Below are 15,400 nucleotides of genomic sequence, written 5' to 3' on the forward strand. Positions count from 1 at the left end.
GCCGACGATCGACTCCCGGCCGATGCCGCTTGCGCGCAACGTAGCCGCCAAGCGGTTCGCCCGCTCGTTCAGCTCCGCATACGTCAGCCGGTCGTCCTCGTACACGACGGACGCCGCTTCCGGCGTGCGCTTCGCCTGTTCCTCGAACAGCCGGTGGAACGCCAACGCAGGAGCCGCTTCCGGCTGCGCCGGGTTGAACGCGCCGAGAATTTGTTCTTTTTCCTCTGCCGTCAGCAAGTTCAGCTCGGCAATCTTCGCATCCGGACGGCTTACGATCGCCGCAAGCAAATGTCCGAAATGAGTCGACAGCCTCCGGATTGTGCTTTCTTTATAAAGAGCCGTTGCGAATTCAAAGCTGCACTCCAGGCCGCCGTTTTCTTCCGTAACATCCACACTCAGGTCGAACTTGGCCGTGCCGTATTCGCTAGGGTACGGGGACAATTTCAGCCCTTCCAGCTCAAACTCTTTATCCTCCAAGTTTTGCAGGGAGAACATCGTGTCAAACAGCGGGTTGCGGCTCAAATCCCGGCTGACTTGCACTTTATCGACGAGCTCTTCGAACGGATAATTCTGATACTCGTAAGCTCCTAAGGTCGTTTCTTTCACTTCTTCCAGATACGACAGGAAGGTCTTCTCCGAAGCCGGATAATTGCGGATCGCCAGCGTATTGACGAACATTCCGATCAAAGGCTGCGTGTCTCCGTGCGTTCTGCCCGCAATCGACGTTCCGACGATCAAATCTTCCTGAGCTGTGTATTTATGCAAAAGCACGGTATATGCCGCAAGTAGCACCATATACAGCGTCGTTCCTCTTTGAGCGGCCAACTGCTTTAAGCCTTCGTTCGTTGCCTCATCCACGAAGGAAGTCAGCGTTTGTCCCTCAAAGCTCTGCACGGCAGGACGCGGATAGTCCGTCGGCATTTCCAGAACCGGCAGCTCGCCCCGGTAACGGTCCAGCCAGTAATCTTCCTCGCGTTTCAACTGCACTTTCTGCTCGGCCGACTGCTGCCATACCGCATAGTCCTTGTATTGAATGCGTAAAGGCTCTAATGACTCGCCGCCGTACAGACGAACGAGTTCCTCGACTAACACGTCCATCGAAACCCCATCGGAGACGATATGGTGCATGTCGAACATCAGCAAATAACGTTCGGCTGCCAGCTCTACGAGCTCCGTCCGCAGCAGCGGAGGCTTCGCCAAGTCGAAAGGCCGGATGAAGGCCTGTACGACCTCAGACGCTTCTTCCTCGCTCGTATGACGGTACTCGACGGCAAAGTCGACGTTCTCGTAAATACGCTGTACTGCTTCGCCTTGTACGATCTCAAAGCCGGTTCGCAGCGTTTCGTGCCGTGCGATCAGTCCGCGGAAAGCTTGCTCCAGCAGGCTTCGGTCAATCGCCCCTTCCAGCAGCAGCACGCCCGGCATGTTGTAGCTCTGATCGGCCCCTTCCAGCTGATTCAGGATAAACAGCCGCTTCTGAGCTGAGGAAAGCGGATAATATGCTCTTGCGCCTGCCAGCGGAATCGACGAGAACGACTGCTCTCCGATCCGGGAGATGGCGAGAGCCATCTCTTCGATCGTCGAGTAGCGGAATACGTCGCGCAGAGGCAACTCGACGTTCAGCTCCTGATGCACCTTGCTCACCAGTGTCGTCGCCCGCAGGGAATGGCCGCCCAGGTCGAAGAAGTTGTCATGAACCCCGATGTGCTCCAGTCCGAGCACGCTTTTCCAAATTCCCGCCAAGCTGGCTTCCAGCGGAGTCCGAGGCGGAGTACGTTCTTCGCCCGGCTGCAAGCTCTCCTCCGGCGCCGGGAGTGATCGGCGGTCGACCTTGCCGTTCGCCGTCAGCGGGAGCTGCTCCAACTGGATCAGGTACGCCGGAATCATATAGGCCGGCAGTTCCTGGGAAAGCACGCTCTTCAGCTCAGCTGCCGGAAGCTCGCGGTCCGCTTCATAATAGGCGCAAAGCTGCTTCTCGCCGGAGGCGTCTTCCCTCGCGAATACCGTCGCTTTCCGAATTCCCTCCACTTTCTGAAGCTGAGCTTCGATCTCGCCCAGCTCAATGCGGAAGCCGCGGATTTTCACTTGGTCGTCCGTCCGTCCCACGAATTCGATCGTGCCGTCCGGCAGCCATTTTGCCAAATCCCCCGTCCGGTACATGCGTTCTCCCAGCACAAACGGATTGTCCACAAATTTCTCCGCCGTCAGCTCCGGCCGGTTATTGTAGCCCCGTACCAAGCCTTCTCCGCCGACGCAAAGCTCCCCAGCCACGCCGATCGGCAGAAGCTTATTCCGGCTGTCGACGATATACACCGTCGTATTACTGATCGGCCGTCCGATGGGTACGGTAACCGCCGACTCATCGACGAAGTCGACCGGAAGGTACGTGGTATAAACCGTGCTTTCCGACGGGCCGTACACATGGTTGAGCCTGCCCGGTCCGATATGGGCGAGCGCTTTACGCACATGTCCGACCGACACTCGCTCTCCTCCGAACAAAATCGCCCGGACATCCCGCAGGCAGTCGACGTTCACATCTACAAGGACGTTGAAGAAAGCCGTCGTAATCAGCATAACCGAGATGCGTTCGCGCTGGATGAGATCCGCCAGCCGGACGATTTCCAGCAAAGTCTCGCGGGGAACCAGCACCAGCCGCGCCCCGTTGGTCAAAGCGCCGAAAATATCGAAAATCGCTCCGTCGAACGAATAGCTCGAAAGCTGAAGGACATGATCCCGTTCGGTGATGTCGATATAATTCGTATTTCGCACGATCCGCACGATGTTGCGGTGCGAAACAAGGTTGCCTTTCGGCTTGCCCGTCGTGCCTGACGTATAAATGACGCAGGCCAGATCCGTCGCTTCGGTGCCCGGATTTAGATTTGTGCCGTCCTCGGGATAGAAGGACTCGTCATCCAGTAAGATCACGGAGTCCGAACCCGCCAGGCGCTCGCGCAAGCGGCTTTGCGTCAGCATGACCTGCGCTCCCGAATCCTCGATCAAGAAACGGATACGCTCCTCGGGATATTCCGGGTCAATCGGTACGTAAGCCGCTCCGGCTTTGTGTGCCGCCAGCATACCCACCACCATTTCGATGGAACGCTCAGCCATAATGGCGACCAGACGGCCTTTGGATATCCCGTGGCTACGCAAGGTACGGGCAAGGCGGTTGACGCGTTCGTTCAGCTCGCGGTAGGTCAGCTCTTGCTCATTCAAGGAGATGGCGACTGCATCCGGGATGCGCTCCGCCTGCTCTTCGAACAATTGAATGAGCGTCTTCCCTCGCGGAAATTCCGTGGTGGTGTCGTTAAAACGTCCGAGAAGGTCGGCCTTTTCCGCCTCCATCACAAGTTCCAGCTCACCCACGGTAATTTCCGGGTTATCCGTCACCTGCTCCAGCAGATGGACAAGATGCCCCTTGAGCCGTTCGATGCTGTCTTTATCGAACACTTCGGCGTTAAAGTCGAACCGAATTTCGATCTCGGCTCCCGGCACCACGGTCACGTTGAAGTTATAGTTCGTCTGCTCCTCCATCTGAACGTCAGTGATCGTCAGGTCGCCATGCTGCTGGTCGCCCGCCTGCTCCATCTGCTCGTCCACCGGATAGTTCTCGAAAGCGATGATATGGTTGATCAGGTTTTGCTTTTGCACGCTGCCGGCTTGAATTTCATACAGCGGATAGTAATCATAACGCCCGGACTCCAGCGCCCGCTCTTGCAGCTTCGCCATCAGGTCGGCGAATACAGTGTCCCCTTCGCTCGTGACGCGGACCGGCACCGTATTGATGAACAGCCCGATCATGGACTCAATGCCCGGGATTTCCGCCGGTCTTCCGGCCACGACGCTGCCGAATACGGCATCGTTTGTTCCGTTATATTTTTGCAGCATCACGCCCCAAGCGGCTTGCAGCAGCGTATTGACCGTAACCAGACGCTCTTTCGCCACCCGGTCCATCCGCTCGCTCAAGTCCTTATCCAACTCGGCGGTGACGTGATCAGCCGTAAATCTGCCGTTCGGCTGCGCTTCCTTTTGCCCCGGGAGTACGGTTTGCCCTTCGTAACCTGCCAGGAACGCCGTCCAATAGCCGGATGCCGCCTGATCGTCCTGTTTCTCCAACCATTCGATATAGGCGCCATAATCCGATCCCTTATTTCCCGCTGGCTGCTTGCCGGATGCCAAGGCCGAGTACGTCTCAAACAGTTCCTGCGTCAGCTGCGGCAGGCACCAGCCGTCCATCAAAATATGCTGGAAACTCCACAGCACGTGATAGCTTTGCTTTTCGGTGCGCAGGATCGTAACCCGAACCAGCGCGTCATGTTCCATGTCGAAGCCGCGAAGCTTGTCATCCTCGGCCTTTTTATCCAAATACGCTTGTTTCTCGTCCACCTGCAAATGAAGCAGCTCTTCATATTCAAAGCCGACCGGCTTGTCGCGGTATATGATTTGCAGCGGCTCGCCCGTCGGTCCTTTCACAAAATTCGCTCGCAGCACCAGATGACGTTTCGCAAGCTCCATCCAGCTCCTCTCGAAAAGCTGGACGTCGAGCGCTCCCCGCATCGTAAACCGCGTCTGCTCGAAGTAAGCGGCCGTCTGCCGGTCAAGCGCGCTGTGGAACCACATGCCCTTCTGCATCGGCGTAAGCGAGTAAATATTTTCGATTTCCCCGACATGGCCCGAGCGCTGGGCGATTTGCTCCAATTCCGCGATAGTCAAGCCTTTAAATTGCACGTCGCTCGGCGTCAATTCGGTGTTTTCTTTGCCTGCGCAGTGGGTAATGAGTTCTCGGAGACTTTGCTCCAGCCGCTGAGCGAAGGCTTCCATCGTTTCCTTGCGATACTGCTTCCGGCTGTAGCTGAGATCGAGCGATAAAGCGCCGTCCAGCACCATGCCGTTGATATCCAGCACAAAGCTGCGGGCCTGCCGGTCGCTGGCTGGGCTGCCACTGGAATAAGAAGATATGCCGATCTCGTCTTGGTTGACATCATCGTCGAACTGGCCGAGGTAGTTAAAATTAATTTCCGGCTCTGCGCCCCAAACAAAGCCATCCTCCGATTTGGAGAGATAGCGACATACGCCGTACCCAAGTCCTTTGTTCGGAATGCGGCGCAAGCTTTCCTTGACCTGTTTAATCTGATAGGCCAAATCCCGGTCAGTTTCCGGCTCCAGGACGACCGGAAACTTGGTCGTAAACCAGCCGACTGTGCGCGTGATGTCGATATCCGTTCCGATCGATTCGCGTCCGTGTCCTTCGAGATTGATCCGCACCCGTTCGTGTCCCGTCCACTTGCGAACAGCTATGCCGAGCGCCGTTACCAAAATATCGTTCATTTCGGTGTTGTAGGCCCGATGAACCCGCTTCAGCAGCAGCTCCGTTTCTTCGGGAGTCAAACGGACGAACAGCGATTCGCTGTCCTGCTGCGTCGTAACGTCCGCCTCCAGATCCTTCGGCACGGCCGGAATCGCAATTTGTTCCACGGCCTGCCAATAGGCCCGTTCCTTCGCCATCTCCGGGCTTTGCGCGTAAGCGGCCAACTGCTCGGACCAATTGCGGTACGCATCCGTTTTCGCCGGGAAACGGATTTCCTCGCTTTTGCCAGCCTGCTCGTAACCCAGAGCGAAATCCTCCATCAAAATGCGCCAAGACACGCCGTCCACCACGGCATGATGAACCGCGAGCAGCAAATGATCGCCGTCCGCGCACCGGAACAGTCCCGCCTTCACGAGGGGCCCGTTCTCCAGATCGATGCCCGCTTGAATGTCCGTTGCCTTCGCTTCCACAGCCTGCGCGGTATTCTCCGCATCCTTAAAGTCGAACACGTCCAACGTGAACAGCACGCCTTCCTGAATCGCGCGGTTCCGCAGGCTAAACCCTTGTTCCGTCTTGCGGAACACCATCCGCAAGGCGTCATGATGCTCGGCCAGCTTTTGCAGCACCTGACGTACCGTCTCTTCGTCGAAGCGTTCCTTCCGGTACAGCATCACCGACTGGTTGAAATGATGCGGGTCCGCAAAGGAGCTCTCGAAAAACCAATGCTGAATCGGCGTCAGCGCCGTTTCACCCGTTATTTCGCCTTGATCGATGGTACGTCCGATCGGTTTCACATGCAGGCTGAGCTGTGAAATAGTCGGATATTTGAATAAATCCCGGATTTCCAGCTTGTACCCGGCTTGATGAAGCCGCGAAGATACTTGAATGGACTTGATCGAGTCTCCGCCCAGCTCGAAGAAATGATCCGTTACCCCAACGCGATCGGCGTTCAATACCGCCTGCCACACATCGACAAGCGTACGCTCGGCTTCATTGCGGGGAGCTATGTACTCGCCGCCGGTCAGCGCGTTTCCTTCCGGGGCGGGCAATGCCTTGCGATCGATTTTATCGTTCGGCGTGAGCGGCATCTGCGGAAGCTGAACAAAATGCGCCGGAATCATGTAATTCGGCAATTTTTGCGCCAGCGTGCTTCTCAGCTCGCCGAGCGTAAGCGGTTCGCCCGCGACCAGGTAAGCGCACAGTTCTTGCCCGCTTTTGCCTTCCCGCGCGATTACGATTGTCTCCTGCACGGAGTCGATCTTCAGAAGCTGCTCTTCAATCTCGCCGATCTCGATCCGGAAACCACGGATTTTCACCTGATGGTCAATCCGGCCCAAGTACTCAATATTTCCGTCCTGCAGCCAGCGGGCCAAGTCGCCCGTCCGGTACAGTCTTTCTCCGGGCTCAAACGGGTGTTCGATGAATTTCTCCGCCGTCAGATCTGGCTGGTTCCAATATCCCCGGGCGAGGCCGACGCCCGCGATGCACAATTCTCCCTCCACTCCGATAGGCGCCAGCTGATTCTGTGCGCCCAGTATATACAAGCGATGATTCCAGATCGGACGTCCGATCGGTATCGCTCTGCGTTCGGTGTCATACGTAGACGCCGCCCACACGGATGTGGCGATCGAGGCTTCCGTCGGACCGTAAGCATTATAGTACTGTACCTTGTCTTTCCACTGCTGCACGAATTCGGCTGAAACGGCGGAGCCCGCCGTGATAAGCCTTCTCAGGCTCGGCAGGCGGTCTGAATTCAAATAAGCCGCATAAGTTGGTGGCAAAGTGGCGATCGTAATTGCATGCTCGTTCATGAAACGTTCGAACAGCTGATCATCCAAAATCGTCTCGGTTGACGGTATATATAAGGCCGCCCCGAAATACAGAGCGTTGAACATTTCCCAGCACGACGCATCGAACGATAGGCTGGCGAATTGCAGCACTCGATCCTGTTCGGTCGTGTGAAGCGTATGGGCAAACGTCAGTTTCAGGCTGACCAACCCGCGATGCTCCAGCATGACCCCTTTGGGTTTGCCCGTCGTACCCGACGTATAGATGACATAAGCCAGATCGTTCGGACCGCTGGCCGACTCCAGGTTCGAGCCATCGTCGCTGTAGGCCTGCTCGTCATCCAGCGCCACCACGGTCCCTTCGAACGGCACCTGCTGCTGCAGCTCCCTTTGAGTCAGCAGCAGCTGCGCGTTCGAGTTCTCCAGAATGTAGCGGATGCGTTCTTCTGGGTATTCCGGGTCGATCGGTACATAGGCACCGCCAGCTTTCAGAACCGCCAGAATGCCAACGACCGTCTCCAGCGATCTCCTAGCCATCAATCCTACCAACTGATTGGGCAGCACGCCGACCGATCGCAGCGTCCGCGCCAGCCGGTTCGCTCGTTCGTTCAGCTCCGCGTACGAAAGGCGCCGCCCCTCAAAGACAACCGCCGTCGCTTCGGGCACCCGCTTCGCCTGCTCCTCCACGAGCTGATGAATCGTCCGATCATGGGGATAGTCCTTCTCAGTATCGTTAAAGCTTTGCAGCAATTGAAATTTCTCTTCCTCCGACAGCATGTCCGCCCGCACGATGTCCAGCTCCAACTCGTGAAGCCCCACGGCCAGCAGGCGATTCAGATGGTCGACGACCCGAGTCATGAACTCGGAGTCATATAAGTGCTCGTTATATGACAGCGCTAGCTGTATCGTCCCGCCGGTTAAGCTGAATTCAAAGGAACAATCCGTGACTACGTTTTGCCCGATTTCGTCCAGATGCAGCTCCTTAAGGGATACTAGCGTATGGACGACGGGTATCCCGCCTGCATATTGCAGGTCCAGCTTCTCCGTCGTTTTCAAGAACGGAATATGTTGATGCTGAATCGCTTCCGGCAAGGAAGTCCTCAGCTCGCTCAGAAGCGCTTTAAAAGTCGCACCCGCCAAAAGCGAGTTTTTCAAAATGACCGTATGATTAACAGATCGACGCGTCTCCGTCGGTTTCCGTACAACCGGCATGCCGACCAGAATGTCAGAAGCGCCTGTATATTTATGCAAGAGCGACTGAACACCTGCGAGCAAAATCATAAAAGTGGCCACCGGATTGCCCTTGCTCATTTGAAGGACGCGCTGCGCCACTTCCTCCGAAAGCGTCCCACCGACGGTTGTCATAATGGGCGCCAGGGAGCTTGGAGCTTTGCTGTAAGGCAGCCGCGTCAAGGTATAATCGTCACTACCAAATTTTTCGTTCCAAAACAACGTTTCTTTTTCAAAAGCCATCTGGATCGTTCCCCTCTCTTCATCGGTAAAGCAATCGGGCGGAGCATATGCCGCAGCAACGCTCCAGTCTCGCTCCCCGCCTTTTCAAACATGTGACAACAATGTCAATGGCTTTCGCCAGGTCACCGCTTCGCTTGCCCGGTTGATCGCATGCGGCAATCCTCTGCCTAGCAGCTGTCCCGCTCTGCTCCCATGCGTGAAAGACAACAAAGAGCATCGTTCTACGCAAAAGATGCGGCTGCTTTCGGCTCCTCTGCTTCAATATGCTTGATGCGGACGAGCCGCCCGAAGACGGGCTTTGATTTAACATTAGGTTCGGAATTGGATCTAGGGTTGACAAAGGATGTTCCTCCCATCGATGTAAGGCTTGCTGTAGGGTTCCGGTCGGCCAGCAGGAAGTCGGCCGTACCTCCGGATTCGGCACCGGAGCTGCCTTTGTCGAAGCCTATGTTTAAGGGATATTGATACACTCTATGTACGATTTGTGTATTCCCCCGCCTGGTGTGGATAAGTAAAGATCCGGCTGCGGGGTAGTGAGCTTTTCCTGACGATTAGATGTGACGATGGTGCTGCATGAGGCTCAAAGAATGCTCCGTATGGCATGAACGGGACACCCCTTGGATTGGCAGTGAAAACGTTATCTTAACATCAGGGCCGCACGGCCCCCCGGAAGACTCTTCCGTGCCTCTTGCCCGGGCGGCCACCGGCTTGGCAGAGCTTAGGTCGTTACCAGCAAATCCAAGGTCTCCTGAGAGATCACCTGGCTGCATACTGGACTTGATAATGTCGCAGCCGGCGGCCAGATGCTCGATTGAGACGGTCAGCGGAGGCATGATCTTCAGCACGCGGTCTCCTCTGCCGGCTCTTTCAATGATGAGCCCGTTCTCGAAGCTGATCTCCGTCATCCGCTTCGCCCCGGCTTCATCCGTGAAGCCCGAGACGTCAATGCCCCCGATCAGGCCGAGTCCGCGGAGGGCGATGGACGGATGCAGAGGCTTGATTTCTTTGTCAAGGAACGAGCGCACAAACTCTTCCTTCTGCTTCACCTGGGCTTCCAGGGCGACTCTGTCCCGGAACTCGAGAGCGGCCTTGGCGGCCACAAAAGCGAGCTGGTTGCCGCGGAAGGTGCCGTTGTGCTCGCCTGGCGTCCAGAGATCCAGTTCGGGCTTCAGCAGCAGGAGGGACATTGGCAAGCCGTACCCGCTGATTTGACTTCGACAGGGTAATGAAATCCGGCTCGATCCCCGCACGTTCGAAGGAGAAGAATTCGCCTGTCCGGCCGCAACCGACTTGAATCTTGTCGGTAATGAGCAGGATATCGTGCCTGCGGCAAAGCTGCTGCAGCCCGCGCAGCCACTGCGCGTCGACGACGTGAATTCCGCTTTCGGCTTGTACCGTTTCAAGCAGGATGGCGGCCGGCTTGTCGATTCCGGAGTGCGAGTCATTCAGGAAATTCTCGATATAGCCGAGCGTATCCATTTCTGCGAAAGCCCCGCCCCTTCCCTCATGGACTTGGAGCTTGTCGCCGACAGGCTGCCGAGCGACATGCCGTGGAAGCCGCCCATGAATGCGAATATCCCGGTTCTCTTCTTCGCCTTGTGTGCGAGCTTAAAGGTCGCTTCCACCGCGTTCGTCCCCGTCGGACCGCAGAATTCAAGCTTGTAATTCAGCTTCTTCGGCTCCAGGATCCGCTCCGAGAAGCTCTGGATGAATTCGCGCTTGGCCATTGTATACATAGCCAGACCGTGCATAACCCGGTCGGAGGTCAAGTAATCGAGAACCCGGGCCTTGATATAATCGTTGTTATGACCGTAATTCAGTGCCCCGACACCTGCAAAAAAATCATTATATGTTCTTCCGTCCTCAGAATATAACTGGTCCCCCTTGGCCCGGTCTAATATCAACGGGAGGCTTCTGCAGTAAGATCTTATCTTGGATTCCAGCTTTTCAAAAATGCTCACGCGCTTAAACCTTTCTGAACCTTCTGACGTCATGGAGCAACATATTTTCGGCTGTCATTTTCCACAATTGTCGGTCCCCACATGCCGGCTTACTGGGTAGCCAGTGGACTGCTCTCTCTCTCGCACAGCTTGGATAGGTATAAAAACCATCCAATTCTATTTTCTATCATAATTGGAAAGGTGGTTTAGGTAGAATTATATCAAAATTCCGAAGAATGTATAGTAAAATTTTAGTTAAATTCAGTCTGTTCAACATAAGGTGTTAATATTTTACCTAAAAAGAGCGAATGGAGAAGAAGTGCTGGGAATGGTTCGCCATCAATCGAGGAATTCGACGCGTGTTGGCATTCAGGCGGGGTTTCGGCCAATTTGGGAGATCTTCCCTGTATACATTCTCTGTCGGTGCTCCGAATTCCTGCGCTTTGCGATAACTTAACATGATTACCTGACGAATTTATGGAAGCCTGGCTGGAAACGTGACTGGATGTCAGCTGGATATTCTGCTGGAAAATCCGTTGGATACTCGGTCAGAACACCTGATGACTGCCCAGTTGGAAGCTGGCCGTAGCATCCGCCCGGATGGCAGCCGGCATAGTTTTGTATCCCGTCGTCTTCACTACGCCTCTGCTAAAGTAAAGGGCAGATAAATTCTGCCCCTCCTCATCAAACCGTACGTGAGGTTTCCCCTCATACGCTTTCCGATGTTCGTCATTCATGTGCATGCAGATTACAATAGCGTTCTGAGTCCGAGTTGAACGGACAATGATTTCACTTCGCGTAATGAGCTCCTCCATCAAGCGCGTTGACGCTTCTTGGCATACCATTTTGTGAGTCGCTGAAGGATGTACCAGTCACGTTTAGCCATCTTCCTTTGGCTGTAGGTCGTAACGTAGTAGTTACGCCAACCCTGTATTTTCGGGTTTAAGTATTCCAAATGTTCTTGGAATGATTTGTGACGCATATTCGCAGGGACTAGTCGTTCCTTCACGACTTCCCTAATTTGCTCCTCTGCCTTACGGCACAGCCATTGTTGGGTCGTATAATAGAAAGTGCAATAAATTATATACTTTCTTCTTTCTTTACTGTAAGTAACATATCTGTAGTCATAATGATGGGAAGCTTATTCTTGGGGTCAGTTGGATGTTTAATACCTAACTTTTGAGCAATATAGAGGGTTTTATCTAGGGGTAATAAAGGAAATTGTTCGCGAATATCAATCACTTGCTCTGACCACTCCATTTGGTAATGATGTGCCAATTCAAAGTGTTTAGACAGATAATGGTGAAGTCGACCACTTTTTCAACCAAGAATTCGAGTAACTATCCCTATTGAAGGTACATCATGTACAGTCACCAAGGTTTATATTCCGAAAAGTGGCCTTGACCTCTTCCTTCTTTGATTTTCCGTTGAATTGATGCTATAGAGTTACTTGATCGAATTTTGATCATTATTCACCTTCTTTTTAGAACTGCTAAATTAGAGTAATGTTCAGTTATCTTTTTCTACTCCCAAGATATATTTTAGTTTTACTTCAAAATACAAATGTAGAATATAACAACTCACAGCTTTATACAATAGCAAAGCAATATTTTTTTGGCTATATTTCACTTCGTAGCCTATTCATAGGCTACTCCATAAATGGAACACAAGAGGAACTTGCTAATAAAATCGGGGTAATCAAACAGGTTCTTTTTAATTGAGAGTGAAATGTAGCACGACCTGAAATTAATCATTTAATATCTTTAGCAGAGGTTTTTGATGTTACAATCAATTATTTACTTTCTATTGCTAATCAAATGACGTTCCCCTGCTGTGTGGACTCAATTGATACAATTCATTCGGACCTTAATAACGAGAAAATCAAAAAATCCTTTGATCTTTTATTATTTCCAAATTCTGGTTTTCGAATTGAATTAAATGGGCAGGTATTAGAACAAGAAGATTTGAATCTAATCGGTAAAAATATTACCTTTTTAATGGAGTATTTTTTCTCTCCTTTAAAGAAAAGATATAGTAAACAGAAAATTTTAGTACCTATTAATTCGCTTAAAGAAGTAGCGCCTCACACCTTCTTTTACAATTTAATTAAATATGTGATAGCTGAAGTTTTACTTTTAGGGATAGTCTTTCAATATTTCTTTTGCAAGTTTCATTAGTTGCACACTCTGTAAATAGGTCTCTATGTTAAGACCTTGTAATGATTCTTTTACCACCAATCTACATTCTTCATAATCTTCAAATTCATTTCTTATGTAAATTGAATTTTAGATCAGTTGGGGTATATCTAATGCTGAGGTTCCAACCGCCTTCTTTCAAAGCTCTTTCAAACCATTTCTAACGTATGGCTCTTGAGCAAGTATAAAAAACTTGCTGAAAACAGATACCCTGGGGTGTTACAAAAGCAATATCAAATATGCTAAGTGAATTTAGTGACATGAATTACTACACTCCTTTCTCTATTCATATTATAGTCATTGTTATTTTTTTATGGATAAATGCCAGGAATAATCGGTATACGGATAATTCATGGCTTTTATGTACCAAAATTAAAATGAGTATTTCAAGACATATTATTAGGGAACTCCCGTGAAAGATTAGTACCGAACATTCTTCAGTTTTATAAAATCAATAATTTCATCTCTATCTTCTTTAATAAGTTTTCGAAACAAAGAAATATGTTCTAATTCCTGAGCTTCAATGGCTAAATTAAAAATAGTGTTCTTTGATACAAGCGTATCTCCAAAGAATAACCACTCTATATGGGAATTGAAGTTTTCTTTAATTGCTATAATTATATCAAGAGAGGGTCTGTATTTATCTCGCTCCAGCTCACTCAACGTTCCTTGAGAAATTCCAATTATATTTGCAAACTTTATTTGATTTAAGTTGTTTGTTTTTCTAATAGTTCGAATTCGTTGGCCTATTGTAGATATCATTGCCCTCCTAAGCTAAAAAGATCCCGATATATCATCGGGATCTTTCTTGATGTTTGTAAAATGACTAGCTCCAGACTTTTTTTTATTGGTTCCACACTTTTTTATCACCAGACATCCATTGTTGGGTGTTAAAAAAGTCGGGAACCATTTTTGTTAATTTTTATGTGCTTTCCGCGGCATTTAATAAACGCGAAAAAAAGAAAGTGTGGAACCACCAGAAATTACCATGAAAAGAAAGTTTGAAACCGAATTGAATATTAGAATATTTCTATCAAGTGGGTATATTCCTAAATGAGGCCTTCCTCTTCGTTTATTCCATAATCCGCTGGTTCGCTTACAACATTATAAAGCTTAAAACCACAATTAGTGCAAATTGCCTTACCCGATTTAAAGCAATGCTCCCCTTTATTAATTTTATGAGGGGAGGAATAATTTATATCTGGATAAAGAAAAAGAGTGTCGTAGCTGCATACAAAACAAGTTTTTTGATTTATTTTGAATATCGTATATTTGTCTTATTACATCTTCTTCATAAATTCGTTGTAGAAGATTGCCGACTGGTTTTTGATAAAGTGCTAATCCAAAACTGCTTTATAAGACGCAATTGCTTTATGATCTATTCATCGGGAAATACTTTTATTTTATATCCAACACGGGAATATCCTTTTACTGGAAGACTCATTTGCAATACTCCTCACATACGTACTGTTCAGTTACATTATAGCTGCTACCTGAAAGAACCAGTAAAATCAAGTGTTTTTGAACTTTTAGGCTATTTTCTAAGTTGCATTATAGTTGGTGTCTGAGAAAAAAATCGAGTTCAGCACACGATTACATTTTCTACCGTAAACTTGGTACCTCGGATTTGCATTATAGTCGGTTATTACATTTAACTTTTTTTAAACTTCATTAGCACAAATTTAAGACGCAACCAACGGCAAATATTTACGATAGTAGTCCATATGATCATCGGATAGCTGCGGAACCGAGTTACTTTGGCTAAGACTTGATTACGATGAACAACATCGTTGTGCTTCAATTTAGCAAGGTAATAAACAAAGATTAGTTCGAATTGCTCCCGTGATATTGGGTTTTTGATATGCTTGACGAGACCGCGACAAGCTCGTCCATATCATCAGAACCATGTCCAAGCACATTCTCCCGCCGTATAAGGACTATGACGTATCTAAAAGAGACGCTTCATGGATTCGCCCTCCCTACCGCCGCGACGGTAGGTTCTTGCTGCTCTCCACTTCCGTTATAAGATATATGCTTCCTGTTCATCGTAGCCGAAGCGGGGGATGGAATCGGTGTAGCCATACAAGCAACTACGAAACCTTTCCCAAGAAATATCACGCAGAACGACAACGCCCGATGTGTTAGCTCAACTTTTGAATGCAGTCTTTTACAGGATGATATAAATGATTTCTCCTTTCGAGACGTTTCCCCTTATATGGGTAGACACCCTACAGGCAGGAATCACACACAGAAGCATAGGGAGATTCTTGAATCTTGAATATGTCACATCGGAATAATATATCAATAACAAGACAGCCTAGATATTAACGGTAATTTCCGAATGAATTCGATTAGATTCTCGCATCTCGTCACACTATTGGATGATAATCCGATTCGATTCAATCTCAGCAGGGGTAAGAATAATCGAATTTGCTTGGCTTCGTTATCTACCGCCCGCTTAATCCATATGTTTTCATTCTACTAGCCCTTATTTTTTCTGTCCAACTAAGTGTAACCGATCCAGTTTCCATATCCTATTTTTAAATATCTAATTCCGAAAAAGATAAAAGAGAGCACAGCCCATTAAGGTTGTGCTCTCTTATCATGCTTGGCAACGTCCTACTCTCCCAGGACCCTGCGGTCCAAGTACCATCGGCGCTGGAGGGCTTAACGGTCGTGTTCGGGATGGGTACGTGTGGA

General features: G+C 50.3%; 7 protein-coding genes, 1 rRNA gene and 1 pseudogene. 2 read left to right on the forward strand and 7 right to left on the reverse strand.

Features of this window, described 5'->3' with window-relative positions; genetic code table 11:
* The 3 genes and pseudogenes from ACWGOO_RS22090 to ACWGOO_RS22100 form a co-directional block, all read right to left on the reverse strand.
* Positions 1 to 8,565, reverse strand: an 8,565-nt coding sequence (locus ACWGOO_RS22090; RefSeq protein ID WP_452486886.1) for an amino acid adenylation domain-containing protein, incomplete at its 3' end; no start/stop codon positions are given.
* A 19-nt stretch (positions 8,566 to 8,584) separates the two neighbouring features.
* Positions 8,585 to 8,905, reverse strand: a complete 321-nt coding sequence (locus ACWGOO_RS22095; RefSeq protein ID WP_452486888.1) for a hypothetical protein — start codon at positions 8,903 to 8,905, stop codon at positions 8,585 to 8,587.
* 378 nt (positions 8,906 to 9,283) lie between these two features.
* Positions 9,284 to 10,526: pseudogene (locus ACWGOO_RS22100) on the reverse strand (diaminobutyrate--2-oxoglutarate transaminase).
* A 476-nt stretch (positions 10,527 to 11,002) separates the two neighbouring features.
* On the opposite strand from ACWGOO_RS22100, the gene ACWGOO_RS22105 reads away from it, so the two are divergent.
* Entirely contained in the window at positions 11,003 to 11,173 is a 171-nt protein-coding gene (locus tag ACWGOO_RS22105; RefSeq protein ID WP_452486890.1) for a hypothetical protein, read from the forward strand.
* 146 nt (positions 11,174 to 11,319) lie between these two features.
* On the opposite strand, the gene ACWGOO_RS22110 is transcribed toward ACWGOO_RS22105, so the two are convergent.
* Positions 11,320 to 11,514, reverse strand: a complete 195-nt coding sequence (locus tag ACWGOO_RS22110; RefSeq protein ID WP_452486892.1) for a group II intron maturase-specific domain-containing protein — start codon at positions 11,512 to 11,514, stop codon at positions 11,320 to 11,322.
* A 71-nt stretch (positions 11,515 to 11,585) separates the two neighbouring features.
* Positions 11,586 to 11,765 (reverse strand): TnsA endonuclease N-terminal domain-containing protein, encoded by a 180-nt coding sequence (locus tag ACWGOO_RS22115; RefSeq protein WP_452486894.1) that lies wholly within the window; start codon positions 11,763 to 11,765, stop codon positions 11,586 to 11,588.
* Positions 11,766 to 12,340: 575 nt separating this feature from the next.
* Here ACWGOO_RS22115 and ACWGOO_RS22120 point away from each other — a divergent pair.
* Positions 12,341 to 12,682, forward strand: a complete 342-nt coding sequence (locus ACWGOO_RS22120; RefSeq protein WP_452486896.1) for a hypothetical protein — start codon at positions 12,341 to 12,343, stop codon at positions 12,680 to 12,682.
* A gap of 438 nt (positions 12,683 to 13,120) precedes the next feature.
* On the opposite strand, the gene ACWGOO_RS22125 is transcribed toward ACWGOO_RS22120, so the two are convergent.
* Together ACWGOO_RS22125 and rrf are read right to left on the reverse strand one after the other, a co-directional pair.
* Entirely contained in the window at positions 13,121 to 13,462 is a 342-nt protein-coding gene (locus ACWGOO_RS22125) for a helix-turn-helix transcriptional regulator (RefSeq protein ID WP_452486898.1), read from the reverse strand.
* A 1,844-nt stretch (positions 13,463 to 15,306) separates the two neighbouring features.
* Positions 15,307 to 15,400: ribosomal RNA gene (rrf, locus tag ACWGOO_RS22130) — 5S ribosomal RNA — on the reverse strand; the annotation flags it as partial.

The sequence above is a fragment of the Paenibacillus sp. NPDC055715 genome, assembly GCF_053617595.1.

What these genes read in the sequence shown, in the direction of transcription:
- ACWGOO_RS22125 (WP_452486898.1), bottom strand. Translation starts at nt 13,462, where the DNA reads ATGATATCTACAATAGGCCAACGAATTCGAACTATTAGAAAAACAAAC.
- ACWGOO_RS22115 (WP_452486894.1), bottom strand. Translation starts at nt 11,765, where the DNA reads ATGGAGTGGTCAGAGCAAGTGATTGATATTCGCGAACAATTTCCTTTA.